At 52.6% G+C, this 24165-nt stretch carries 21 protein-coding genes; 14 read left to right on the forward strand and 7 right to left on the reverse strand.

Going from position 1 to position 24165, the window contains the following annotated elements:
- Positions 1–22: 22 nt before the first annotated feature.
- Entirely contained in the window at positions 23–1378 is a 1356-nt protein-coding gene (gene ppnN / locus I9W95_RS15900) for a nucleotide 5'-monophosphate nucleosidase PpnN (RefSeq protein WP_225676654.1), read from the reverse strand.
- A gap of 26 nt (positions 1379–1404) precedes the next feature.
- Positions 1405–1986 (reverse strand): CBS domain-containing protein, encoded by a 582-nt coding sequence (locus I9W95_RS15905; RefSeq protein ID WP_225676655.1) that lies wholly within the window; start codon positions 1984–1986, stop codon positions 1405–1407.
- 247 nt (positions 1987–2233) lie between these two features.
- Here I9W95_RS15905 and I9W95_RS15910 point away from each other — a divergent pair, with 247 nt between their 5' ends.
- From I9W95_RS15910 to purU, 3 genes are all read left to right on the forward strand, one after another.
- Positions 2234–3529 (forward strand): ammonium transporter, encoded by a 1296-nt coding sequence (locus I9W95_RS15910; protein ID WP_225676657.1) that lies wholly within the window; start codon positions 2234–2236, stop codon positions 3527–3529.
- 216 nt (positions 3530–3745) lie between these two features.
- Positions 3746–4204: a hypothetical protein gene (locus tag I9W95_RS15915; RefSeq protein WP_225676659.1), complete on the forward strand. Its 459-nt coding sequence runs from the start codon at positions 3746–3748 to the stop codon at positions 4202–4204.
- 123 nt (positions 4205–4327) lie between these two features.
- On the forward strand, positions 4328–5179 hold the full coding sequence (purU, locus tag I9W95_RS15920) for a formyltetrahydrofolate deformylase (RefSeq protein WP_225676661.1): 852 nt from the start codon (positions 4328–4330) through the stop codon (positions 5177–5179).
- A 341-nt stretch (positions 5180–5520) separates the two neighbouring features.
- Here purU and I9W95_RS15925 read toward each other — a convergent pair whose 3' ends face one another.
- Entirely contained in the window at positions 5521–6708 is a 1188-nt protein-coding gene (locus tag I9W95_RS15925; protein ID WP_225676663.1) for a thiolase family protein, read from the reverse strand.
- A 340-nt stretch (positions 6709–7048) separates the two neighbouring features.
- Between I9W95_RS15925 and I9W95_RS15930 the strand changes: the two genes are divergently transcribed.
- Genes I9W95_RS15930 through I9W95_RS15940 form a run of 3 tightly spaced genes read left to right on the forward strand, consistent with a single transcriptional unit; the run spans position 7049 to position 13072 of the window.
- Positions 7049–9748 (forward strand): hypothetical protein, encoded by a 2700-nt coding sequence (locus I9W95_RS15930; protein ID WP_225676665.1) that lies wholly within the window; start codon positions 7049–7051, stop codon positions 9746–9748.
- 21 nt (positions 9749–9769) lie between these two features.
- Positions 9770–11671 carry a DUF1302 domain-containing protein gene (locus I9W95_RS15935; RefSeq protein ID WP_225676667.1) on the forward strand — a complete coding sequence of 634 codons (1902 nt, stop codon included), beginning with the start codon at positions 9770–9772 and terminating at the stop codon, positions 11669–11671.
- A 39-nt stretch (positions 11672–11710) separates the two neighbouring features.
- A complete protein-coding gene (locus tag I9W95_RS15940; protein WP_225676669.1) occupies positions 11711–13072 on the forward strand; it encodes a DUF1329 domain-containing protein in 1362 nt (453 codons plus the stop codon).
- Between the two features lie 67 nt (positions 13073–13139).
- Here the strand turns inward: I9W95_RS15940 and I9W95_RS15945 are convergent, their stop codons facing one another.
- The 3 genes from I9W95_RS15945 to I9W95_RS15955 are packed head-to-tail and all read right to left on the reverse strand — an operon-like array spanning position 13140 to position 15088.
- Positions 13140–13631 carry an outer membrane beta-barrel protein gene (locus I9W95_RS15945; RefSeq protein WP_225676671.1) on the reverse strand — a complete coding sequence of 164 codons (492 nt, stop codon included), beginning with the start codon at positions 13629–13631 and terminating at the stop codon, positions 13140–13142.
- A gap of 14 nt (positions 13632–13645) precedes the next feature.
- Complete coding sequence (locus I9W95_RS15950; protein ID WP_225676673.1) at positions 13646–14629, reverse strand: serine/threonine protein kinase; 984 nt, start codon at positions 14627–14629, stop codon at positions 13646–13648.
- Positions 14630–14680: 51 nt separating this feature from the next.
- Positions 14681–15088: a ComF family protein gene (locus tag I9W95_RS15955; RefSeq protein WP_225676675.1), complete on the reverse strand. Its 408-nt coding sequence runs from the start codon at positions 15086–15088 to the stop codon at positions 14681–14683.
- A gap of 380 nt (positions 15089–15468) precedes the next feature.
- Between I9W95_RS15955 and bioB the strand changes: the two genes are divergently transcribed.
- The 7 genes from bioB (at position 15469) to I9W95_RS15990 (ending at position 23050) form a co-directional block, all read left to right on the forward strand.
- Positions 15469–16521: a biotin synthase BioB gene (gene bioB / locus I9W95_RS15960; protein WP_225676856.1), complete on the forward strand. Its 1053-nt coding sequence runs from the start codon at positions 15469–15471 to the stop codon at positions 16519–16521.
- Between the two features lie 94 nt (positions 16522–16615).
- A complete protein-coding gene (locus I9W95_RS15965; protein ID WP_225676677.1) occupies positions 16616–16867 on the forward strand; it encodes a hypothetical protein in 252 nt (83 codons plus the stop codon).
- 6 nt (positions 16868–16873) lie between these two features.
- On the forward strand, positions 16874–17710 hold the full coding sequence (locus tag I9W95_RS15970) for a putative metalloprotease CJM1_0395 family protein (RefSeq protein ID WP_225676679.1): 837 nt from the start codon (positions 16874–16876) through the stop codon (positions 17708–17710).
- A 224-nt stretch (positions 17711–17934) separates the two neighbouring features.
- A complete protein-coding gene (locus I9W95_RS15975; protein ID WP_225676681.1) occupies positions 17935–19740 on the forward strand; it encodes an acyl-CoA dehydrogenase C-terminal domain-containing protein in 1806 nt (601 codons plus the stop codon).
- A gap of 174 nt (positions 19741–19914) precedes the next feature.
- Positions 19915–21708 carry an acyl-CoA dehydrogenase C-terminal domain-containing protein gene (locus I9W95_RS15980; protein WP_225676683.1) on the forward strand — a complete coding sequence of 598 codons (1794 nt, stop codon included), beginning with the start codon at positions 19915–19917 and terminating at the stop codon, positions 21706–21708.
- 75 nt (positions 21709–21783) lie between these two features.
- Positions 21784–22374, forward strand: a complete 591-nt coding sequence (locus I9W95_RS15985; RefSeq protein WP_225676685.1) for a TetR/AcrR family transcriptional regulator — start codon at positions 21784–21786, stop codon at positions 22372–22374.
- A 70-nt stretch (positions 22375–22444) separates the two neighbouring features.
- Positions 22445–23050 (forward strand): TetR/AcrR family transcriptional regulator, encoded by a 606-nt coding sequence (locus I9W95_RS15990; RefSeq protein ID WP_225676687.1) that lies wholly within the window; start codon positions 22445–22447, stop codon positions 23048–23050.
- 43 nt (positions 23051–23093) lie between these two features.
- On the opposite strand, the gene I9W95_RS15995 is transcribed toward I9W95_RS15990, so the two are convergent.
- Positions 23094–23438 (reverse strand): HPF/RaiA family ribosome-associated protein, encoded by a 345-nt coding sequence (locus I9W95_RS15995; RefSeq protein ID WP_225676690.1) that lies wholly within the window; start codon positions 23436–23438, stop codon positions 23094–23096.
- A 176-nt stretch (positions 23439–23614) separates the two neighbouring features.
- Between I9W95_RS15995 and I9W95_RS16000 the strand changes: the two genes are divergently transcribed.
- Positions 23615–24139, forward strand: a complete 525-nt coding sequence (locus tag I9W95_RS16000) for an opioid growth factor receptor-related protein (protein ID WP_225676691.1) — start codon at positions 23615–23617, stop codon at positions 24137–24139.
- The last annotated feature ends 26 nt before the right edge of the window (positions 24140–24165 follow it).

The raw sequence follows: 24165 nt of genomic DNA on the forward strand, positions 1-24165 counted from the left end.
GGCGAAAGCCCCGTTTTTTATCTCACACAATATCGTAGCAGGGCGTGTAATCGCCGCTGATTTTCATTCGTCCATGGCCGACCATAGCAGTTAGCAGGGTGTCCATGCCGCGCATGATTTCGGCATCGCCTCGCAATTGGTAGGGACCGTATTGTTTCACCCGTTCCACGCCGACTTGCTTCACATTACCGGCAACGATTCCGGAAAATGCACGGCGCAGATTGGCTGCCAGTTCGTGACCCGGCAGGCTTTTGCTCAGGCACAGGGCTGCCATGTTTTCGTGCGTGGGGTCGAAGGGGAGCTGGAACTCTTCATCAATGGTCAGGCCCCAGTTAAAGAAATAAGCATCACTGCTGCTCTTACGCTGCTTAGCAACTGTTTTTACGCCTTTCTTCATCTCGCGGGCAGCGGCTTCGGCATCATCGATAATCAGTGTGTAGCGCGCTCTGGCTTCTTCGCCGAGCGTTGTCGCAATAAATTCATCGATATCACGCAGATACGCTTCTGTTTCTTTCGGACCAGTAATAATAACCGGGAATGGAATATCCTGGTTCGCCGGATGAGACAGAACGCCCAGCAGGTAAAGTAATTCTTCGGCCGTTCCCGGGCCGCCGGGGAAAATCACAATGCCATGGGCCATGCGCACGAAGGCTTCAAGTCGTTTCTCAATGTCCGGCAGAATTACCAGCTCATTAACGATCGGGTTCGGAGCTTCGGTGGCAATTATGCCCGGCTCGGTAATACCGATATAACGACCACTGCGGATATGTTGCTTCGCGTGGCCAATGGTACAGCCCTTCATCGGGCCTTTCATCGCACCGGGGCCACAGCCTGTGCCAACATCAAGACCCCGTAGTCCGAGCTGGTAACCAACATCCTTGGTGTATTTATATTCTTTTGGCGGAATGGAATGTCCACCCCAGCAGATAACCAGATTAGGGTCGAGATCTGGCTTAAGAATATTGGCATTTCGCAGCAGGTGAAAAACGGCATTAGTAATATCTTCACCGTTTTCAAGATCAAAGCGGTGTGCCTTAAGAATGGACTCCTGTGCGTACAGCACATCACGCAGAACGGAAAACAGCTGCTCGCGTACACCGCGAATAATTTCACCATCGACGAAAGCGCTCTCGGGTGGGTTGGTCAGGTTCAGTACAATGCCGCGATCTTCCTGCTGTACTTCAATATTGAAGTCGCGATATTCCGCCTGAAGATCAAGGTAGTTATCTGACTGGCTACCGGCACTCAGTACGGCATAGCAGCAACGGCGCACCAGTTCGTGGGTTTCGCCGCTGGTATCGCGCAGCATCTGAATTTCGTAGCGGGAAAGTACCCGCATATGGGTTTTAGGATGAATCAGTCGGTAGGTTTTGGCCATAACTTCTCCTTAGCCGAAGATCCGGGTCAGGCCCAGAGTTCCATCGGCCCATAATGGCTGAGTAACCGCAGTATATCGCTGCGGGTAATGATGCCTGCCAGCTGGTGTTGATCGTTGATAACTGGCAGCGCACCGATGTTGTAGTCGTACAGAATATTGCAGGTCTGACGGATGTCCGTGGATTTAAGAATGCAGTAAACAGGTCGTCGGGCAACGCTGATTGCTTTGTGATGCCAGATATCGCGATTCTCGGTCAATGCGTAGAGCAGATCCCGGTCGGATATAATGGCCTGAACCCTGTGCTGCTGATCGATAATCGGCAGATGATGGAAACCTTCGTTTTTTATCAGCTCCCAGGCTTCGCGAATGCTGGCATCTTCATTCAGTGTTTGAACTCTTACACTCATGATGTCTTCTGCATAAGCAACGCTTTCTGGTTCTTTCTGGTTTTTTTCGCTCAGATACAGATCGTTAGCCCGGCTCGGGTCACTGTGTCCGGGATGCACTGCGTCCGTCGCCGATGTTGCGCCCGTTGCTTTTACCTTCCAGCGTTCAGGACGAACGGGGGTTTCTACCCGGCGTCCCATGTCGAAGACAATCAATGACATGAAAAGGTTCTCTCGCATTCCCTGTTGCAAACCCGAGCTTTCACTATAGCAGTGCGAACTCATCGCTGTCAGCCAGCGTATGGTGCAGAGTGACCTTGGTGTTATGCCCAGCTCTGGTGCTGCTGGCGCAGCTGGTCTGCATTTGATAATGCAAAGTCCGTTTGCATCTCGCTATGAAGTCATTCTGCTGTAGATGGCATACAGGTTGCTCAGAGGACGTATCCAATTTGCATGGGCAGGAAATGTTATGCGACGTATCGGGCTACTTTCATTGTCGTCATTGTTATTACTGATGCCGCCGTCCGCGCTGGCAGAGGACAGCACAGTCATGGAGTTGAACACTGTCTGGGTTGTTATGGCTGCAGCACTTGTATTCTTTATGCAGGCTGGATTTGCGCTGCTGGAAAGTGGCATGAGCCGAGCCAAAAATGCAGTCAATGTGATGATGAAAAACTACATGGATGTTTGTGCCGGTAGTCTTATTTTCTGGCTGGTAGGATTTGGCCTGATGTTTGGCGAAAACTTTTCCGGCTTTTTCGGTAGCAGCCATTTTGCTCCGGATATATTAGCGGGGTGGGACTATACCACGCTGCTTTTTCAGACCATGTTCGCAGCTACGGCGGTGACCATATGCAGCGGTGCGATGGCTGAACGTACACGCTACGATGCGTATCTGATTGCTGCCTGCATTATTGTTGCCTTTATTTATCCCGTTGCTGGCAGTTGGGTTTGGGGTGGTTTGTTCGGTGGTCAGGGCTGGCTTGCTGCGCTGGGCTTTATCGACTTCGCCGGATCAACCGTGGTTCATTCGGTCGGTGCCTGGTGTGCTCTGGCAGGTATCATTGTTCTCGGTGCGCGTAGCGGGCGTTTTTCGCCGGACGAAGGAGTTCCCCGTGCCATACCGGGGCATAACCTGTCGCTGGTTGCGCTGGGTGGTTTTATTCTCTGGCTGGGTTGGTTTGGCTTTAACGGCGGTAGTACGTTGGCGGCCAGTGCCGATATTGGTCTGATTGTCCTTAACACGCATCTCGCCGCCGCAGCGGGTGCTGTGGGTGCGATGATTTTCAGTCGTCTTACCAGGCGTCCAGTCCTTTTAACCTCAACCGTGAACGGAAGTATCGCAGGTCTTGTGGCGATAACTGCCGGCTGTGCCAGCATGACGCCGGTGTTTGCCATGATCACCGGTTTTGTCGGAGGGATGATTTCTGTCTGGGGAGCATGGTGGTTGCTGCGCCGAGGCCTCGACGATGTTGTCGGAGCTGTGCCGGTTCACGGCTTTGCCGGTGTCTGGGGGACGCTGGCTGCCGGCATGTTTATCACCGGTGATCTGTTTAATACCACTCAGATTCTGGTGCAGTTTATTGGCATCGCTACAGTGTTTTTCTGGGCGTTTCCGCTGTCTTTGCTGGTCTTTTTTATTCTGGATAAAACCATGGGACTCAGGTCTTCAACTCAGCATGAACAGTTGGGGCTGGATTATACCGAGCACAGTGAAGTGGGTTACCCGGAATTTCACCATGCAAAAACCTACCATCAAGAGTGAGCAGTGATGAAGCCGGAAGAGAAACGCCAGGTGCTGTATACGGTTCTCTCGGATTATATCGAGGGAGATGATTTATGGTCGGTCATGTGTCGATGGCAGGATCATTATTCGGATAAATCGCAGTTTGAATTAAATGCTTTTTTGTCAGACTGCCGGGACGTTGCTGCATTAGCGGCAAATCGTTCGGAAATTTATCGCCTGCTTATCGGGCGCTTTATGAAAAAGACGGGGTCGTTGCTCGATGACCCGATCGAACAGATGAATGAGTACCGGCAAAGGGCCGTTGCAGCAGGATTTGGTGGTCAGGCTGAAGAATCCGCAGACAACTGGAACATGATTTTTTCTCAGGTTCTTTCTTCTGTTTTCAGCCAGTTGCGTTCTGACACTGCCCGTATGGTAAAAGCCTATTGCGTAGAACAGTCTGCCAGCCACGGAATCAGCAAAGAGTTTGTCTATCGTTTCTCTCTGTGGATGCCAGCCAGCGCGCTGGATACCGACGGCGTTTCGCTGACACATCTCAGGCAGATGCTGAATTTTATCTACATTGGTATTTGTGAAGGGTTAGGCCCGGTGGACGCAGACCGGATTCTGTCGTCGGCGATTCGGGCGACTGACGAGCAGCGCCGCTCAGGTACAATTACAGGGCCGGCCCCGGGTCTGTTACTGCAGTTGTAGGGGTTATCCGTCTTGCGGGCGACGAATGTAAGTGGTGAGATAAATACATCATAGCGGTACACTGGTGTCTTTAATGAATTGATCGAAGGCCCGTGATCGGGCGCATGAGTCAGAAGTAAAGATATGGAACGAGTGTACAGATTAACGATCTCCTGTCCGGACCGGGTGGGAATCGTCGCCAAAGTAGGGCAGTTCTTTTCCGGCCATGGTGGCTGGATTGTGCAGGCAAATCACTATTCTGATCCGGAAAGTGGTCGCTTTTTTATGCGTCACTGTATCCGGGCGGATTCTTTGCCATTTGGTCTGGAAGAACTGAAAGAAAAGTTCACTCCCATTGCCGAAGAGTTCGGTATGGACTGGCAGGTCAATGACTCAGGTGTGCCGAAGAAAGTAATTCTGATGGCCAGCAAAGAGAGCCACTGCCTGGTGGATCTGCTGCACCGCTGGCACAGCAAAGAACTGAGCTGTGATATCCCGTGCGTTATTTCCAATCATGATACGCTGCGCTCGCTGGTGGAGTGGCACGGAATCCCATTTTTCCATGTGCCGGTTGATCCGGCAGATAAGTCTGAGCACTTTGCCCGGGTGAATGCCATTGTTGAAGAACATAAGGCAGATACCATTGTGTTAGCGCGCTACATGCAGATTATTCCGCCGCAGCTGTGTCAGCGTTATCACGGTCAGGTGATTAATATTCACCACAGCTTCCTGCCATCCTTCGTTGGCGCAAAACCTTATCATCAGGCTGCTCAGCGTGGTGTAAAACTGATCGGTGCCACATGCCACTATGTGACCCAGGAACTGGATGCAGGTCCGATTATTGATCAGGATGTGATGCGTATCAGTCACAACGATACGGTCGAAGATATGGTGCGTCTGGGTAAGGACGTTGAGAAGATGGTGCTGGCGCGCGGAGTGCGCAGCCATCTGGAAGACAGGGTACTTCTCCACGGCAACAAGACCATCGTATTCTGAAGCTAGCTGCGTCGGCATAGCTTCGTTAAAAACCGGCCAAAGAATACTCACTTAGCATTTGTAAGCTCCGTTTCTTTGGCCTGTTTTTGCCTCGCTCTGCCTTCCTCGCTGACGCTTCAGTCGTCTGACATCCTAAGCCTGACGCCTGACGCCTCAAGCCTCAAGCCTCAAGCCTCAAGCCTCAAGCCTCAAGCCTCAAGCCTCAAGCCTCAAGCCTCAAGCCTCAAGCCTCAAACCTCAAACGTCCGACCTCCGACGTCCGACTCAAACAAAAACGGCAGCTACTTTTCAGTAGCTGCCGTTTTCTATTGCGTCAGACGCAAGCGATAACGCAGAGGTGATTACACCAGTTCGATCGCAATCGCAGTCGCTTCACCGCCACCGATACACAGCGCGGCAACACCTTTGCTGCCGCCAGTGTTTTTCAGTGCGTTCATCAGGGTCACGATCAGACGAGAACCGGTAGAACCAACAGGGTGGCCCTGAGCACAGGCGCCGCCATAGATGTTTACTTTGTTGATATCCAGCTTCAGTTCATCGATTGGCATCATGGCAACCATAGCGAAAGCTTCGTTGATTTCGAACAGGTCAACGTCGTCTTTGCTCCAGCCTGCTTTGGCCAGTACTTTTTCGATGGCGCCAACCGGTGCAACGGTAAACTCAGAAGGGTGCTGAGACTGAGTTGCGTGGGCAACGATGCGTGCCAGTGGCTTAACGCCTTTGTCGTTGGCTGCCGCTTCGCTCATCAGAACCAGTGCAGAGGCGCCGTCAGAGATAGAAGATGCGTTGGCTGCAGTGATGGTGCCGTCTTTGGCGAACGCCGGACGCAGAGTCGGGATCTTTTCAATGTTGGCGTTAAATGGCTGTTCGTCGTTATCAACAACGGTTTCGCCTTTGCGCGAAGTGACGGTTACCGGAACGATTTCAGCGTTGTTCAGGCCTTTTTCGATGGCGTCTTTGGCGCGGCTCAGAGACTGGATGGCGTAGTTATCCATCTGCTCACGGGTGTAGCCTTTCTTGTCTGCCATTTCCTGGGCGAAAGCACCCATCAGTTTGCCGGTTTCGGCATCCTGCAGGCCATCCAGGAACATGTGGTCCTGAGGCGCGCTACCAGCGCCCATGCGGAAACCGGTACGTACACCTTCGAGAACGTAAGGGGCGTTAGACATAGATTCCATACCGCCGGATACAGCAATCTGCACAGAGCCAGCCTTGATTGCGTCATGAGCCATCATGGTGGCTTTCATGCCGGAACCACACAGTTTGTTGATGGTGGTTGCACCGGTGGCGTCCGGCAGGCCGGCTTTACGCATTGCCTGGCGTGCAGGGCCCTGTTTCAGGCCTGCAGGCAGAACGTTGCCCATGATCACTTCTTCAACATCCGCTGCGTCAATACCAGCGCGCTTTACGGCTTCTTCGATAGCGATAGCGCCCAGATCCGTTGCTGAAACGCTGGCCAGGCTACCGCCAAAACCACCCATTGGGGTACGGGCGCCTGCCACGATAACCACAGAATTCTGTTCAGACATGTGCTGTCTCCTGAAATCAGATGAATAGAGGGCGGGCATTTTAGAGGAATGCGCGCGCTAAGCCCAGCAACAGTACACGGATTGATCGGCAGTCGCTGATACAGCGCGTATTTAACGGAATCAGGAAGGATTAGTTGACGCAGGTTCAGTAAAACTCATACCAACGTAGTGTTACATCCAGATACAAAATGAGTGGCTTAATAGGAGTGAATCATACTTTAGAGTGATGAGGGTGCGCTTCCGCCAGATTATAGTCATGGGCATCTCTTTGGGGCCTGGGGAGACATTCGCATACCCCCGAAGTGCACTTATAACCATAAAAAAACAGACAGGTAGCAATATGGTGAAGAAGACCCTTCTCAGTCTGGCCATCGCAGCCACTACAGTTGGCCTCGCCGGCTGTAATATCAGCAGTGTTGAAAAGCACAACGATAATGTTGATCCGACCCCTGTAAGTTCCGGTACTGGCACTGTTCAGCCAGCCACCGTTTCTGCAATCTTTAACCCGGCACGTGCGACATTGCCTCTGGCAACTGACTTCCTGTTCAGTGGCTCTACAGACGGTACTGTGGTTTATGCGAAAGGCGATGTAGATATCATCGTTGATGGCGCGGTTAACTCAGAATACAACCCTGTATACGATGCTATCAGCGATCTGGATGGCTTCTCGACCGTTGGTCAGCTGCATATTCCTTTCAGCGGTTCTCTGGCGGAAGGTGAGCTGCCAGCTGGTTCGGCTTATCTGGTGCCACTGAACTACGGTGAAGATGGTCCGAAACTGGGTGAATTAGTGCTTGCCGATCCATTTGATGGGCTGCCAGCACCTGCTGCGATTAAAGCAGACGTTATTTCTTACACCGATGGCGAATTTGAAAACAGCGTAGTGCGTCTGAGCCCTACTGCTCCACTGGCAAAAGACACTCGCTACCTGGTGATTCTGACCAACACAATTCCGGATGCCGATGGTGAACCAACGGTTATGCCGACTCAGTATCAGTACCTGCTGGGCGATGACGATCTGTTGAATGAAAAGCTGGCTCCAGCGCGTACAGCTATTCAAGGCTGGTATCAGCTGGCTCAGGGCTTCATGGCTGCTATGAGCCAGGATCCGTCGGATGTCACGCTGGCATACACCTTTACGACTGGCGGTACAGTAGAAGTACTGAGCACCATGGCGGCTCCGGGTAATGCAGATGCTGATCTGGCATCCACCGTGCCGGCCAGTTTACAGAACTACATGAATACGACCACTGATGATGCAGCAACGCAGGTTGCCAAAATCGCTGTGGCCGCGAGCGTCGATTCAGCAAAGGCACAGACCATTTATGGTGGTCATCAGCTGCTGAAAACCCTGCCTGCTCCGGGGCCGCGTGTAACGGACTTCAGCGAAGCAGTTGGCGTTTCAATGGCAACTGTGCTGACTGGTGGTACTACTAAGATGTACACGGGTAGTATTGAACTGCCTTATTACTCTGAAGCACCAAGTGGAGCCTACGAGGATGACTCTATTGGTTTGGGTGCCGACGAGCACTATGCATGTAGTGTGACTACCGCTAGCGATGCTGCCGTGTGTGCCGCAGCTAAAGCGTCTGCCGCAAATGTGGTTCTGGGTCAGTGGGAAACGGATACTAACGTTGTATCCGACCTCGTTAAAGCCAAAGCCATGGCTGCAGGTGCTGATGAGGCAACTGCCGAAGCCGCAGCAGCCTCTTATATTGCGCCTTCTGAGAACGTTACCAACCTTTTCCCGTTTGCCAAAGAGAACGGCAAGGTAACTGCACCGGTACTGGTGGTTGAGCCAGAAGCGGGATGTGCTAAGCCAGCGACGGGTTGGAAAACCGTTATCTTCCAGCACGGCATTATGGGTAACCGTATGCAGTCTATTGCTGTTGCCGATCGGCTGGGTAAGTCTCCAGACTGTTTCGCAACAGTGGCGATTGACCTGCCAATGCACGGTCTGATGCCGACTGATATGGTGGCTTCTGGTACATACGGTGGTGCTCCATTTACCGGATTGATCCCTATGATGGCGGTAGTTGCTGAAAGTGCCGGCGAAGATGATGTTATGACTTTCATTGGTAAGTCTGATGCAGATAAGCTTAGCGATATTAGTGCCGAGGTTATCAAGCAGCGTCACTTCGGTCTGACGGCTGATGCCTCTAACCTGCCAACGGCAGTGACAGGCACGTCAGCGGATCAGTCTGGCTCTCTGTACATCACCTTCCTGCACTTCCAGGCAACCCGTGATAACAACCGTCAGGCGGTTATGGATCTGCTGAACCTGAACGCGTCTATTCCGTTCATGGATCTGGATGACGACGGCAACGGTGGTCCGGCTAACACAGCACCTGATTTCGACAAAGATAATATCTACTTTGCTGGTATCTCTCTGGGCTCCATTGTTGGTACACAGTTCGTTGCTGTGAATAACACCAATACAACAGCTAACCCGAACGGTAATAGCGCACTGAACCGTATTCAGTCTGCTGTATTTGCCGTACCGGGTGGTGGTCTGCCAAAACTGCTGGAGAACTCTCAGTACTTCGGCGGCACTCTGCTGGCGGGTCTGGAAGCTTCCGGAGAAGAAAAAGGTACTGACCTGTCTCGGGGCAGCGAATCGTTTGAGTCTCTGATGTACGTCTATCAGGCAACGGTCGATTCTGCCGATCCAATGAACTTTGGTGGCCTGATGCAGCTGTCTCAGACCCCTTACACTCTGATCGAATCTGTAGGCGATACCGTTATCCCTAATAGCGTGGATGCAGCACCTCTGGCAGGTACTGACCCTCTGATCGCAGCATTCAATGCAACTCAGGTTGATACCAATTCCACGCTGACTGCAGCAGGTCAGGTTGCTGTGAAACTGGCTGATGACTACAGCAGCCACGGTTCATTTGCTCGTCCTGATACAGATGCAAACACCACAGAAACTGAAGCAACATTTGCCATGCTGATTTCTCACACTATCAGTCTGTTCATGGGAGCTCCGGCTCTGGACGACAGCGGTGCTGGCATTGTTGAAGCAGTACCTGCGGAATAATTGGGGAGCGGAGTGATTATTATGAAAATAACAAACAAGGGTTTGCGCTCAATGAAAAAACTGCCTCTGGCTATTGCCGTAACCACTATGGCTGCTGCGTCTGCTCAGGCTGTAGAGTTCAACTTTGGTGATCTGGGCGTTCAGCTCGATAACACTGTCAGCTACGGTGTGGCATGGCGTACATCCGATCGTGACAAAGGTCAGATCATGGGTGGTAACGGCGACGCTGTCATGGGTGAAACGGGCTGGGGCTCTTCGTATAACTACGATGACGGCACACTGAACTACAGCAAGGGGGATATCTACACCAACGTGCTGAAGTGGAGTGCTGACCTGGAAGTTAACTACCACAATTACGGTGGCTTCTTCCGTGCGCGTGCATACTATGATGCAGCGCTGATGGATGAGGATACTGATTTCAAACAACTGAACGATGCGACCAAAGATGCGGCCGGTAAAGGCGCTGAACTACTGGATGCTTACGTTTGGGCTGACTATGAGCTGGGTGAAACACCGGTTAACATCCGTGTGGGTCGTCAGGTTGTAAGCTGGGGTGAAAGTACCTTCATCCAGGGTGGTATCAACAGCATTAACCCGGTGGATGCCTCGGCATTCCGTAAACCGGGTGCAGAGCTGAAAGAAGGTCTGCTGCCAGTCAACATGGTCTACACCTCGATTGGTCTGACTGCGGATGTGACTCTGGAAGCCTTCTACCAGCTGGAATGGGAAAAAACCCGTACTGACCCATGTGGCACCTTCTTCTCTACCGTTGACTTTGTAGCCGACGGCTGCGGCCCGGTTATTCTGTCCGGTACAGAGAGCGAAGAAGTCTACCTGGCGATGCGCGAGCAGGAAATTGACCAGGGTATCGCTCTGAGTGACCGTGTTTCTCCGATGACTGAGCGTCTGGAAGACGATCAGCCAAAAGATTCCGGCCAGTACGGTGTGGCTCTGCGTTGGTACTCTGAAGCTCTGGGTGATACCGAGTTCGGTTTCTACCACATGAACATTCACAGCCGCGTTCCATACATCAATGGTGCGTTAACCAACTACGACGCGACAGGTACAGTGACTGGTACCAAGGATGCGCAGGTCAATGCTGACGCGTCTTACGATGCCCGTTATGCGCTGTATCAGATTGCTTATCCGGAAGATATTCAGATCTCCGGTATCAGCTTCGCAACCAGCACTGAAGGTGGTGCGTCTATCTCCGGTGAAATCAGCTACAAGCCTGATATGCCGCTGCAGTGGAACGCATTCGAGCTGATTCTGGCGGGTAATGGTTTGCCATCCAGCCGTCTTTATCAGCAGCGCGCAGCAGAAGCGGGCGGTGCTACCGCACTGTACGGCGAAATCGCTGAAGGCTTCGATATGTTCGATATCTGGCAGGCTCAGATGACCTTCATCAAGTTCTACGATCGCGTACTGGGTGCCGACCGCATTGCTCTGGTGGGTGAGATCGGTGCTACCTATATCGATGGTCTGCCTGACACTGATGATGCTCGTTACGGCCGCTCCGGTGCATACGGTATTGGTAACAATGATGGCGTGTCTGCGCTGTTTGGTGCTACCAATCCATGTGAAACCGGCCCGGGTGCAAACGCTAACACTGACTACTGTACCGATGATGGCTACGTAACTGAGCTGTCTGGTGGTATCCGTCTGCGTGCCAAAATGGACTTCAACAACGCCTTTGCTGGTGTGAACGTAAGCCCGACACTGTCCGTAGCATATGACAAAGGTAACGGTCCTGAGCCGGGTGCTCAGTTCCTGGATGATCGTCTGACCACTGGTCTGGGCGTGAGCTTCGTGTACCTGAACCAGACTTCTGTTGATATTACTTACACAGACTTCTCTGGTGGCGACTACAATCAGATGGTTGACCGCGACAACGTGGCACTGTCTGTGAAGCATTCCTTCTAAGAAAATGGCTCATACAAGAATTACAGAGGTCCTTGATCCATGTTTAAGAAACACTATAAAACCTGGGGCGGCGCAATTGCGCTGTCCCTGATGGTCAGCGCAGCGAACGCCGCTGTAACTCCGGCAGAAGCTGGTAAACTGGGTACATCCCTGACGCCAATCGGTGCTGAAATGGGCGCTAAAGGCGATATTCCAGCCTGGACTGGCGGTATTACCAAAGCGCCTGCAGGTCACGTTGCTGGTGGTAAGCCAACCGATCCGTTTCCATCTGACAAGCCTAAGTTTGTGATTACTGCTGCTAACTACAAGCAGTACGCAGCGAACCTGACTGATGGTCAGAAGGCAATGTTTGAGAAGTACCCTGACACTTACAAAATGCCAGTGTACGAATCCCGTCGTACCGCTGCTTACCCGCAGTTCGTATATGACGGGACTAAGAAAAACGCGACTCAGACCAAACTGCTGGAAGGTGGTAACGGTCTGGAAAACTACGTTGAAGGTGTGCCGTTCCCAATGCCAGCCAATGGTCTGGAAGCTATCTGGAACCACATCGTTCGTTACCGTGGTGGCAGTGTAAGCCGTGTTGTGAGTCAGGTGACTCCACAGGTTAATGGTGACTTCACTCTGGTTCGCTTTAAAGACGAGTTTACCTTCCGTAACAAGCTGAAGGACTTCGATCCGAACACTGACCAGAACGTACTGTTCTACTTCAAGCAGGACGTACTGTCTCCAGCGCGTCTGGCCGGTAACGTACTGCTGGTTCACGAAACTCTGGATCAGGTTAAAGAGCCTCGTAAGGCATGGGTATACAACGCAGGTCAGCGTCGTGTACGTCGTGCTCCACAGGTTGCTTACGACGGTCCAGGTACTGCGGCTGATGGTCTGCGTACATCCGACAACTTCGATATGTACAACGGCGCACCAGATCGTTACGACTGGAAACTGGAAGGTAAGGAAGAGATTTACATCCCTTACAACTCTTACAAGCTGAAGAGTGGAGACCTGAAATACAACGATATCGTTAAAGCAGGTCACATCAACCAGGATCTGACTCGTTACGAACTGCACCGTGTGTGGAAAGTGACTGCAACCCTGAAAGAAGGCAAGCGTCACATCTACGCCAAGCGTGTGTTCTACATTGACGAAGATACCTGGCAGGCAACTGAGATCGATCACTACGATGGTCGCGGTGAACTGTGGCGTGTAGCGGAAGCTCACAACGTTATGTACTACGATGCACTGGTACCTTGGTACGCGATCGAAGTACTGTACGATCTGAACTCCGGCCGTTACCTGGCTCTGGGTCTGGACAACGAAGAAGAGTCTTCTTACGAGTACGGCTTCCAGCGTAGCCAGCAGGACTACACTCCGGCAGCTCTGCGTCGCAGCGGCGTCCGTTAATAACGGACACGCACAAAAAAAAGCGCCTTTTGGCGCTTTTTTTGTTTCTGGCGTATGGGGATCAGTATCAGAAATTCAGAACCGCACTGATCTGATAAACCGTGGTGGCATCTTTATTTATGTACTCGCCGCGCAGATCGACTTTCTCGTTCAGGTGCATACCAACACCGGCGCCGAGAAACAGACCATCATCATCGCCCAGATCCAGACCGAGGCGAGCCATGGCAAACAGACGCGGGTTAATTTCACTCAGGTTTTTCTCTGCAACACCAGCTACCCACAGACCCGATACATCGCTATCGACACTGTTGATGAAATCTTCGGTCTGGTTGTAGCCAGCTTCAACCGAAGTGGTGACATCGCTCATGTTATTGTCGAGTTCATAACCTGCGAACAGCGAGAAACCCAGCGCATCGATGCTGGAACCACCAAATGGTGAGTCGATGACGTTGTTGTTAAAGCCTGCGCCCAGACGCAGTTTGCTCTGGTCAAAACCTTCGGCAGTGGCCACGGCCGGTACGGCAAGCATCATCAGGCCCGTAGCAATCATTTTTTTCATTGTCATTTCCTTGATCAGTAGTGTGGTAGTTCAATAGGGTCTTCCTGCAGCGCGGCAATCTGCTCACGCAACAGAAGAATGTGCTCAGACCAGTAGCGGTGGCTGTCAGCCCAGGGAAATGCCACTGGAAACGCCGGATCATGCCAGCGGCTGCACAACCAGGCGGCATAACGTACGATGCGCAAGGTTCGCAGAACCTCTATCAGCGGGAGTTCCCGTGCAGGGAACGGTCTGAACATTTCATAGCCTTCTTTAATGACCAGCAATTGCTGGCGTTGTTCCTGTTCATTACCGCTGAGCAGCATCCAGATATCCTGCATGGCCGGCCCCTGCACGCAATCGTCGAAGTCGACCATATACAGGACTTCGTCCCGCAGCAGCAGGTTGCCCGGATGCAGATCGCCATGTAAGCGCAGAGAACTGGCGCTGACTGTTTGCATGCGAGCTTCGGTCAGCTCCAGCAGCTGTGTTGTAAGTGCGGAGTAGTTGCTGCGGTAGTCTTCGGGCATCAGATCGGATGCCAGCACCTGTTCGCGTGCTGCAGCCATATCGTTTGTCGGATTCATATGCGGCCGGTGGATAAACGATTTTCCTGCTCCGGTCTGATGCAGGCGCCCCAGCCAGCGGCCAACCAGCTCAAGGTCATCATCGTCAGCCAGTTCCGGAGCTTGTCCACCACGACGCGGAAACAGAGCAAAGCTGAAGGGATCTGAGTAAAACAGGCTGTCGCCGTTGATCTGCAGTGGAGCAACTACCGGGATATCATCTGCAGCCAGTTCGGCGAGAAAATCATGCTCTTCCTGAATGGCTTGTCGTGACCAGCGGTCGGGGCGATAAAACTTACCGATCAGCGGCAGTTGGTCTTCGATTCCGATCTGGTAAACGCGATTTTCGTAACTGTTGAGTGGAAAAACCCGTGCGTCGCACAAATAGCCGAGCGACTCGACGGCATCCATCACCCGTTCCGGAGTGAGGGCGTCATAAGGGTGAGAGGTCATACTATATCTCCGCAGAAGTGCGGCTATTATGCCTGTTGCCCGGTGCGACTGCTAACGCTGTGGTGTGCGCAACAGGGTGCAGACACCAACGATGCGCGCTCCCTGCTGTTTCAGTTGAGTGGCGAGCGCATCGGCCGTAGCTCCGGTGGTCATGACATCGTCGACTATGATCAGATGCTGTCCGTCAAAGCGCTGATCTGATCCGATAAATGCCTGTTTCTGATTACTGCGCCGTTGACGGGCGGTCAGCGCTCTCTGGTCGAGTGCTGATGTGCGCTTTATCCCGGGTTGCAGCAGCGCAATGCCGCGACTGACAGACAAACTGCGGGCCAGTTCAAAAGCAGGATTGAAACCTCTGATAAGCATGCGCTGGCGGGTAGAGGGGACAGCGACAAGTGCATCCGCGCTCTGTGGAAGTGGTGGAGCATGTTCTGCTATCAGCCAGTTCAGCTGTTTCATCGCCTTAATCTTTCGTTTGTCTTTCGCCTTGCGTATCCATTGGGCTGTTGGGCCTTCATAAAGAAACGGAGACAGGGTGTAGTCAAATGACGGCGGCGTTTTCTGACAGCGCCCGCAGCGTCCTGCGGTTGATAATGGCTCGGCGCACTGTGAACAGGCGCTCAGGTTGCGGGGTAGTTCGTTGCGACAGGGAGTGCACAGAAATCCGGAGTGGTCAGCGGGCTCAAGGCATAGCTCGCAGATGCATACGCGGGTTATCAGTTGATTGATTTCTGCTCGCCAGTTAAGCAGATTTCCTGCGATGGTTGACCACATGTCTGTGCTTTCTATTATCCGAAGCTGTCATTTTAAGAGCCGCTGCGGAGCACGCCATGAGCCTCATGCCTGATATTCAAACAACCCTGCGTCATGACTGGAGCTCAGAAGAAGTGCAGCAGCTGCTGTCTATGCCATTCAATGACCTGCTGTTCCGCGCACAGACTGTACACCGTCAGTACTTTGACCCTAACGATGTACAGGTCAGTACCTTATTGTCGATTAAAACAGGTGCCTGTCCCGAAGACTGTGCCTACTGTCCACAGAGTGCCCGCTATGACACTGGTCTTGAGCGTGAAAAACTGATGGAAGTACAGGCGGTGATTGAAAAGGCCAGAGCGGCGAAGGCTGCGGGCTCCGATCGCTTTTGCATGGGTGCAGCCTGGCGCTCTCCGAAAGAGCGCGACATGCCCTACGTGCTGGCCATGGTTAAGGGCGTAAAAGAGCTGGGTCTGGAAACCTGCATGACGCTGGGTATGCTGGATGCCGACAAGTCTGAACGGCTGGCCGAAGCGGGCCTCGACTATTACAACCATAACCTCGATACCTCGCCCGAATACTACGGAGAGATTATCACTACCCGTACCTACTCTGATCGGCTGGAAACACTCGATAACGTGCGTAAGGCCGGTATGAAAGTTTGTTCTGGCGGTATTCTGGGAATGGGAGAGACTCAGAAGGATCGTGCCGGCCTTCTGGTACAGTTGGCAAATCTGCCACAGCACCCTGACTCGGTGCCAATCAACCAGCTGGTTAGGGTGGCCGGTACACCACTTGAGGACGGTGATGCACTGGATCCGCTGGACTTTATTCGCACCATCGCGGCAGCTCGAATCATGATGCCGCGTTCACATGTCCGCCTCAGTGCCGGACGGGAAACCATGAGCGACGAAATGCAGGCAATGTGTTTCTTTGCCGGCGCCAATTCGATTTTCTATGGTGAATGTCTGCTGACGACGCCAAACCCCGCAGCTAATAAAGATCAGGCTCTGTTCCGGCGTCTGGGTATCAACAGTCACCGCCATGTTGGTGAGGCTCCGCTGGGGCTGGAGGCCCTGCTGAATAACGCTGATAATGAACAATCGTTATTTTATGATGCAGCAGCGTCTTCAATATAACCAATCAATCTATTAAAGCCGCCTCGTCCGCTGGAATACTATTGGTCTATTGGTTAAATTATAGTCAATAGCCCTTAAACCCAGTGAGGTGGTTATGAATATTGGTTCTACAACAGGTTCTGCATACACCACGGCAGCGCAGACGCTCAATCAGGGAACGTCTCAGGTTGAACGTGCCGCTCAGGAAGTTGTGGATGCTACGACTGCCCGTCCCGTTGAAGGTACCGGTAAGGTGGCGTCGGCGATGGTCGATCTGAAAGAAGCTGAAGTTACCACCGAAGCGGGGGCTAAAGTTCTGCAAGCCGCCGATAAGTCACTGGGCTCACTGATTGATATTGAGGCCTGATTGATTATGCAAGTGAACGTATCCTCCTCTGTCAGCGCAACCGCTACTGTTCCGGCAGGGAACAGTGCTGCCCTGCTGACGGCTTCGGATACGGAACTTGCCAATTCAGGCAGTTTTGCCCCGGTAACGGATGTGAATTCAGCAGAATCCATGGTTGCTGACGACGTCTATCATCCTTCGCTGCGAAAGCGTGAGGATGACGTGTATCAGTTGGATAATGCTCGCGAAAAACGGCAGCAGTCATCCATGCAGCAGGCTCTGTCTGAAGGCGAGCTTGATCAGTTACGGCAACTGAAAGAACGCGATCAGGAAGTGCGGGCACATGAACAGGCGCACGCCAGTGTCGGTGGGGCTCATGCAGGTTCTGCTTCCTTTACTTATCAGATGGGGCCGGATGGCGTGCGCTATGCCATCGGTGGCGAAGTGGATGTCGATTTGTCGGTGGTAAATGGTGATCCTCAGGCGACTGTCGATAAAATGGAACAGATTCAGCGAGCGGCACTGGCCCCCGCAGAGCCTTCTTCACAGGATCGTCAGGTCGCTGCCGTTGCGGGTCAGCAGGCGGCGAAGGCCCTGGCTGAGCTGGCTGATACCCAGCAGTCCTCCCGCTCTACTGAGATCCGGCGTCTTGAAGCTGAGCGCGAGGAGATCAAAGCCGAGTTAGACAAGGCGAAGCGTGAGCAGCAGGAAGCAGAAGAGAAGGACAAACAGGAAGAGGCTGTCAGTGCGGCAGAGCGCTTTGCTGAATACAACGCAAAACTGCGGCGTATTAACGAAGTATTGTTGCGCATAGGTATGCCAGCACCGGTTGCTGCCGGACAGATACTGGATGATCTGGCCTGATTGGCTACTCTGAAGAACTAAGCCGGCTTAAGCCGGTTTTTTTATGGCTGCCCGGTAGCAGAGATTTCTGGTTATTTTTCGGGCGCTTCCAGTGGGTTGTGGGCTTGACAACTGACATTGGCGAACGTATGTTTCAAACACTTGTTTGAATCGGTGGTTTGTATACCACCCAAAATCAACAGCAGCTGTGCTGCAAGAACACAACAGGCTACGAGGTCATTCCTATGCCAGAGTACAAGGCTCCCCTGCGCGAAATTAAATTCGTAATGGACGAACTGCTGGATATGCCAGCGCACTACGCAAGCATTCCAGCATATGCTGAAGTCGCAACTCCAGACATGATCGATGCGATCCTGGCTGAAGGCGCTAAGTTCTGTGAACAGGAACTGGCTCCACTGCAGCGCGTGGGTGACATCGAGGGTTGTACCCGTCACGAAGATGGCTCTGTAACGACTCCTACTGGCTTTAAAGAAGCTTACGCTAAGTTTGTTGAAGGCGGCTGGCCTTCACTGGCTCATGACGAAGCTCACGGCGGTCAGGGCCTGCCAGAATCTCTGGGCACTGTAATGTCTGAGATGGTTGGTACTTCTAACTGGTCATGGGGTATGTACCCTGGTCTGTCTCACGGTGCGATGAACACTATCGATCTGCACGGTACTGACGAACAGAAACACACTTACCTGACCAAGCTGGTTTCCGGTGAGTGGACTGGTACCATGTGTCTGACTGAGCCACACTGTGGTTCTGACCTGGGTATCCTGAAAACCAAAGCAGAAGCAAACGCTGACGGTTCTTACGCTATCTCTGGTACCAAGATCTTCATCTCTGCTGGCGAACACGACATGGCAGAGAACATTGTTCACATCGTTCTGGCTCGTCTGCCAGGTGCACCAGAAGGTACCAAAGGTATCTCTCTGTTCATCGTTCCTAAGTTCCTGCCAAACGAAGACGGCACTCCGGGCGAGCGCAACGCGGTAACCTGTGGTTCTATCGAACACAAAATGGGTATCCACGGTAACGCTACCTGTGTAATGAACTTCGACGGTGCTAAAGGCTGGCTGATCGGACCTGAGAACAAAGGTCTGAACTGCATGTTCACCTTCATGAACACTGCTCGTATCGGTACTGCTCTGCAGGGTGCTACCGCTGCTGAAGCTTCTTTCCAGGGTGCTCTGGCATACGCCAAAGACCGTCTGGCCATGCGTGCTCTGACTGGTCCTAAGGCTCCTGAGAAGCCAGCTGACCCGATCATCGTTCACCCTGACGTTCGTCGTATGCTGCTGACCCAGAAAGCCTTCGCTGAAGGTGGTCGTGCACTGGTATACCTGGCTGCACAGCAGAACGACATCGTTAAGAAAGGCGAAACTGAAGAAGAGCGTAAAGCTGCAGACGAACTGCTGGGCTTCCTGACGCCAATCGCTAAAGCGTTCCTGACTGAAGTTGGTTACGAAGCGACTAACCTGGGTGTTCAGGTGTTCGGTGGTCACGGTTTCATCGCTGAGTGGGGTATGGAGCAGCTGGTACGTGATACCAAGATCGCTTGTATCTACGAAGGTACTACCGGTATTCAGGCACTCGACCTGCTGGGCCGTAAAGTACTGATGACTCAGGGTGCTTCTCTGCGCAACTTCACCAAGCAGGTACACAAGTTCTGCCAGGCTGAAGAAGGCAACGAAACACTGGCACCTCTGGTTGCTACTCTGGCTGAGTACAACAAAGAGTGGGGCGATCTGACCATGAAGATCGGTATGGCTGCTATGAAGAACCGTGATGAAGTAGGTTCTGCATCTGTAGACTACCTGATGTACTCCGGTTACGTGACTCTGGCATTCCTGTGGGCCCGTATGGCTAAGGTTGCTCAGGAAGCACTGGCTAACGGTACTTCTGAAGAAGAGTTCTACAAAGCCAAGCTGACCACTGCTAAGTTCTACTTCGCACGTGTTCTGCCACGCGCTAAAGGCCACGCTATCTCTATGCTGGCTGGCGCTGACACTGTTATGGATCTGGCCGAAGAACACTTCGCTTTCTGATTCTGAGTGTCAATTATGCCTACGGCATAACTGTAAAAACCGCGCCCCGGCGCGGTTTTTCCGTATTCAGGGGTAGGCAATCCGGGCTGAGTAAGTAAAATAGCGGCGTTTTTGTTGTCTGGCGGTGGTGAGAGACCCGGGCAATGAGATGCCAAATCAAACATGAGGTGAAACATGGCAGAATATAAAGCCCCACTGCGCGATATGCGCTTTGTGCTGAATGAAGTATTCGAGGCAGACAAACTGTGGTCTTCTCTGGCCGGTCTGCAAGGTGCAGTGGATGTAGAAACTGCTGAAGCGATTCTGGAAGAATGCGGCAAGATCGCCAGCCAGGTTCTGGCACCAATCAACCGTAACGGTGATGAAGTTGGTTCTACCTGGAAAGACGGTGAAGTGACTGCAGCTCCAGGCTTCAAAGAAGCCTACCAGACTTATGTTGAAGCAGGTCTGAACGGTCTGGGTGGCAACCCTGACTTTGGCGGTATGGGTATGCCTAAGACTCTGGTTGGCCAGATCGAAGAAATGGTCCAGGGTTCCAACATGTCTTTCGGTCTGGCACCAATGCTGACCGCTGGTGCGTGTCTGTCTCTGAACGCTCACGGTTCCCAGGAACTGAAAGAGAAGTATCTGCCAAACATGTACTCCGGCGTTTGGGCCGGTGCTATGGATCTGACTGAACCACACGCTGGTACTGACCTGGGTATTATCCGTACCAAGGCTGAGCCACAGGCTGACGGTTCTTACAACATCTCCGGTACCAAGATCTTCATCACCTGGGGTGAGCACGACATGGCGGAGAACATCATCCACCTGGTGCTGGCTAAACTGCCTGACGCTCCAGCGGGTCCTAAGGGTATCTCCCTGTTCCTGGTACCTAAGTTCCTGGTGAACGAAGACGGTTCACTGGGTGAGCGCAACGCCATGGGTTGTGGCTCTATCGAACACAAAATGGGTATCAAAGGTTCTGCCACCTGTGTGATGAACTTCGACGGCGCCAAAGGCTGGCTGGTTGGCGAAGAGAACAAAGGTCTGGCGTGCATGTTCACCATGATGAACTACGAGCGTCTGGGTGTGGGTATCCAGGGTATCGGTGCGGCAGAAGCTTCTTATCAGAACGCTGTTGAATACGCTCGTGACCGTATCCAGAGCCGTGCGCCGACCGGTGCTGTGGCCAAAGATAAAGCGGCTGACCCGATCATCGTTCACCCTGACGTACGTCGTATGCTGATGACTATGCGTGCGCTGACCGAAGGTGGCCGTGCGTTCTCTACTTACGTTGCTAAGTGGCTGGACATTGCCAAGTTCTCTGACAACGCTGAAGAGAAGCAGCACGCTGACGCTATGCTGGCTCTGCTGACGCCGGTTGCCAAGGCTTTCCTGACTGATAACGCGCTGGAATCAGCAATTGCTGGTCAGCAGGTATTCGGTGGTCACGGCTTCATCCGTGAATGGGGTCAGGAACAGTACGTTCGTGATATCCGTATCACCCAGATCTACGAAGGCACCAACGGTATCCAGTCTCTGGACCTGATTGGCCGTAAGATCGCGGCCAACAACGGCGCTTTCTACAAGCTGTTCGAAGCCGACATCAATGCGTTTGTTGCTGAACAGGAAGGTAATGCAGCCGCGGCAGAGTTCATCGAACCTCTGAAAGCCGCTCTGGAAAACCTGAACGATCTGACTCAGTGGGTTCTGGATCAGGCTGCTAACGATGTCAACGAAATCGGTGCTTCATCGGTTGAGTACCTGCACGTGTTTGGTTACACCGCGCTGGCTTATATGTGGGCTAAGATGGCTGTTGTTGCTCTGGCAAACGACGACCAGAATGGTTTCTACAACGCTAAGATCGGTACCGCACGTTTCTACATGAAGCGTCTGCTGCCTCGCTACATCGGCCTGAGTGCTGCTGTGAAAGGTGGTGCAGAGCCTCTGTACGAACTGGAAGATGATCAGTTTCTGACTGCGTAATCCAGTGCTCGATGAAAAGCCGCCTGCGGGCGGCTTTTTTGTGCCTGTGTGATATGTTGTTGCCACGGAGGGAATATGCCGATAACTCAGCAGGACAGTATCGTAATTACTCAGCTGCACCAGGCTTTACTGGCAGCGATGAGCCGCCAGCCCTATGCAAAGATTACGGTCAGGGATCTGGCCGCTGGTGCTGGCGTTTCGCGCCAGACGTTTTATCAGTATTTCCCCAATCGCGATGCATTACTGACGGATTATGTCGACAGTATGTTTGAGGTGTTCTATCAGAACATCGAAGAACCACTGCGCGGTGATATCCATCCCGGCATGGGGATCAGCAATCATCTGTTTGCGCAGTGGAGTCGCAATCGCGATTTTGCCCGGTTGATGTTTCAGCCGGGACTCGAAGCATTGCTGATTCGCCGCTTTCGCAGCTACATCACCCGGGTGATGGGTTTCTACATCCGCGAGCACGGTATACCGGTAACCGATCCGGAGCGCCTGGCGTACATGACGGATTACCTGGCAGGCGCCAGCTGGATGGTACTGCAGCGCTGGGTCGAGAGCGATTTCACCTACCCGGAGCCGGACCTCGCCGGCCTTTTCACTCAGCTGACGCAACCTGGCTTCCTGGATGCCCTGATCCGGCCCGTTGTGCCCTCTGTATAGTAAATAGACGTTTGTCTATAATGGCTCTCAACCGCTAATCAATAATAATAACAACGACGCACGGAAACCCATGGAAGCCGTTCCTGTCATGACCAAAGACCTTGATAAACGGGTGGAGCGAACACGCCGCCTGTTAATGAATACTCTGCTTGAGCTGATGGCAGAGCAGCCTTACAACAAAATATCCGTAGCGAATGTCTGTGAGCACTCAGGTGTCGCCAGACCGACGTTCTATCTGCATTACCGTTCCAAGGACGATCTGCTGAAGGGATACATCGAAAGTATCTTTATTCAGTTCTATGCCCAGGTAGAGGATTACCTGACCAAATCGACCAATGCCGACCCGATTATTGCCGAGATTATGTTTCGACAGTGGGAAGAGCACGCCGATGATGCCCGCCTGCTGATTGAGGCAGGTGTTGAAGGACTGATTCTTAACGAATTCAAACGCTATGTAGCGCGCATCATGGAGCGCTACATCACGGCCCATAATCTGCCTATCAAAGATACGAGTCTGATGGACTACGTGGTTGATTTCATTGCCGGCGCGTCCTTCATGGTGATCATGCGCTGGATTCGCGAAGGCTTCCCGATGGGCGCTGAGAAGATGGGCGAGTTGTACGCCAGTCTGGTTCGCCCAGGATTGTTGCAGCTGTTGTTAAGCGGCAAGATATAAAAAAAGAGCCCGGTGGGCTCTTTTTCAGTTTCTGTTGTGCGCCTCAGTGGGTTATCCGGCGGTTGCGGTCCGAGCGCTTGTCGTGAATCTGTTTAACTTTACGCTGTGCTTTGTCAAACGCGTCGGAGACCGCCAGATACATATCTTCGTGTTCCGGATTGTCGTGTTTGTCGCGGGTTATGGCGACCGTTTGCCCGGGCAGGCCCACTTCAAGGGAAACATGAGCCAGCTTTCCCTTGTAACTGTGATTGTGGGGCATGGCGACCACTGCCCGTATGCCGGTGATGTCATCGAAGGTGCTGGTGAGCTTTTGGGCCTTTTCCCGGATGTGTTGCTCAATGGCGTCAGAGTGGGAGATATCGCGGAAGCTGATTTCCAAACCTTTCATAGTCACTCCTCAATCGTGATGGACTCAGGTACTGACAGTATCAGATACCCTGGGTTGGTCTTTTCAGACTATATCAGCTGTGGCGAAGTTCAATCGTAAGTCAGGAAAGATCGTCATTGGCTGACGTCTGACTATACTCAAAGCATAAGGAATTGTTTTTTACGTCGGGCAGGTGTATGCATCCACTGATCGCTTTTTATACAGGAACCGGAACGGATCACCGCGGGCGTACGCTCAGTGGGATTCTGGCGTTCTCCAATACTGAGCTGGAGAGCTGCCACGATTATATCCAGTGGTTGTTCCCGTTGCGTGATCCAAGCCCCTATAACCCTGAAGCGCCAACTCTGGATGAAGACGTGATTCAGGCCTTTCAGGCATCGCAGGAGCTGCAGAATCGCTTGCATCATGCGCTACTCAGAATGTTGCAGTTTTACGGCATTGTTATGCGTGAAACGCCTCAGGGGTTCGAGCTGCTGCTGCCATCGGATGTATCTGAACTGCACTGGCTGATACCCGATAATCATAATCATCGGCGTATCAGTCGCATGCTCGCGAGCCTGAAAATGCTCGGCCTTGAGGCGCATGTCAGTGCTATGTGGCAGGGCTTGCAGAAACTGGCACTGACGTATCCGCAAGCGTTCTCGCCAGCGACGATCACTCACTGGCGGCTGGCCGCTATGGGGATGGACTCACCAATGTGATACGCTGGCGTATCTTCCCTTCAGGC

The sequence above is a fragment of the Thalassolituus marinus genome (assembly GCF_020320395.1).
Taxonomy (GTDB): Bacteria; Pseudomonadota; Gammaproteobacteria; order Pseudomonadales; family Oceanobacteraceae; genus Venatoribacter; species Venatoribacter marinus.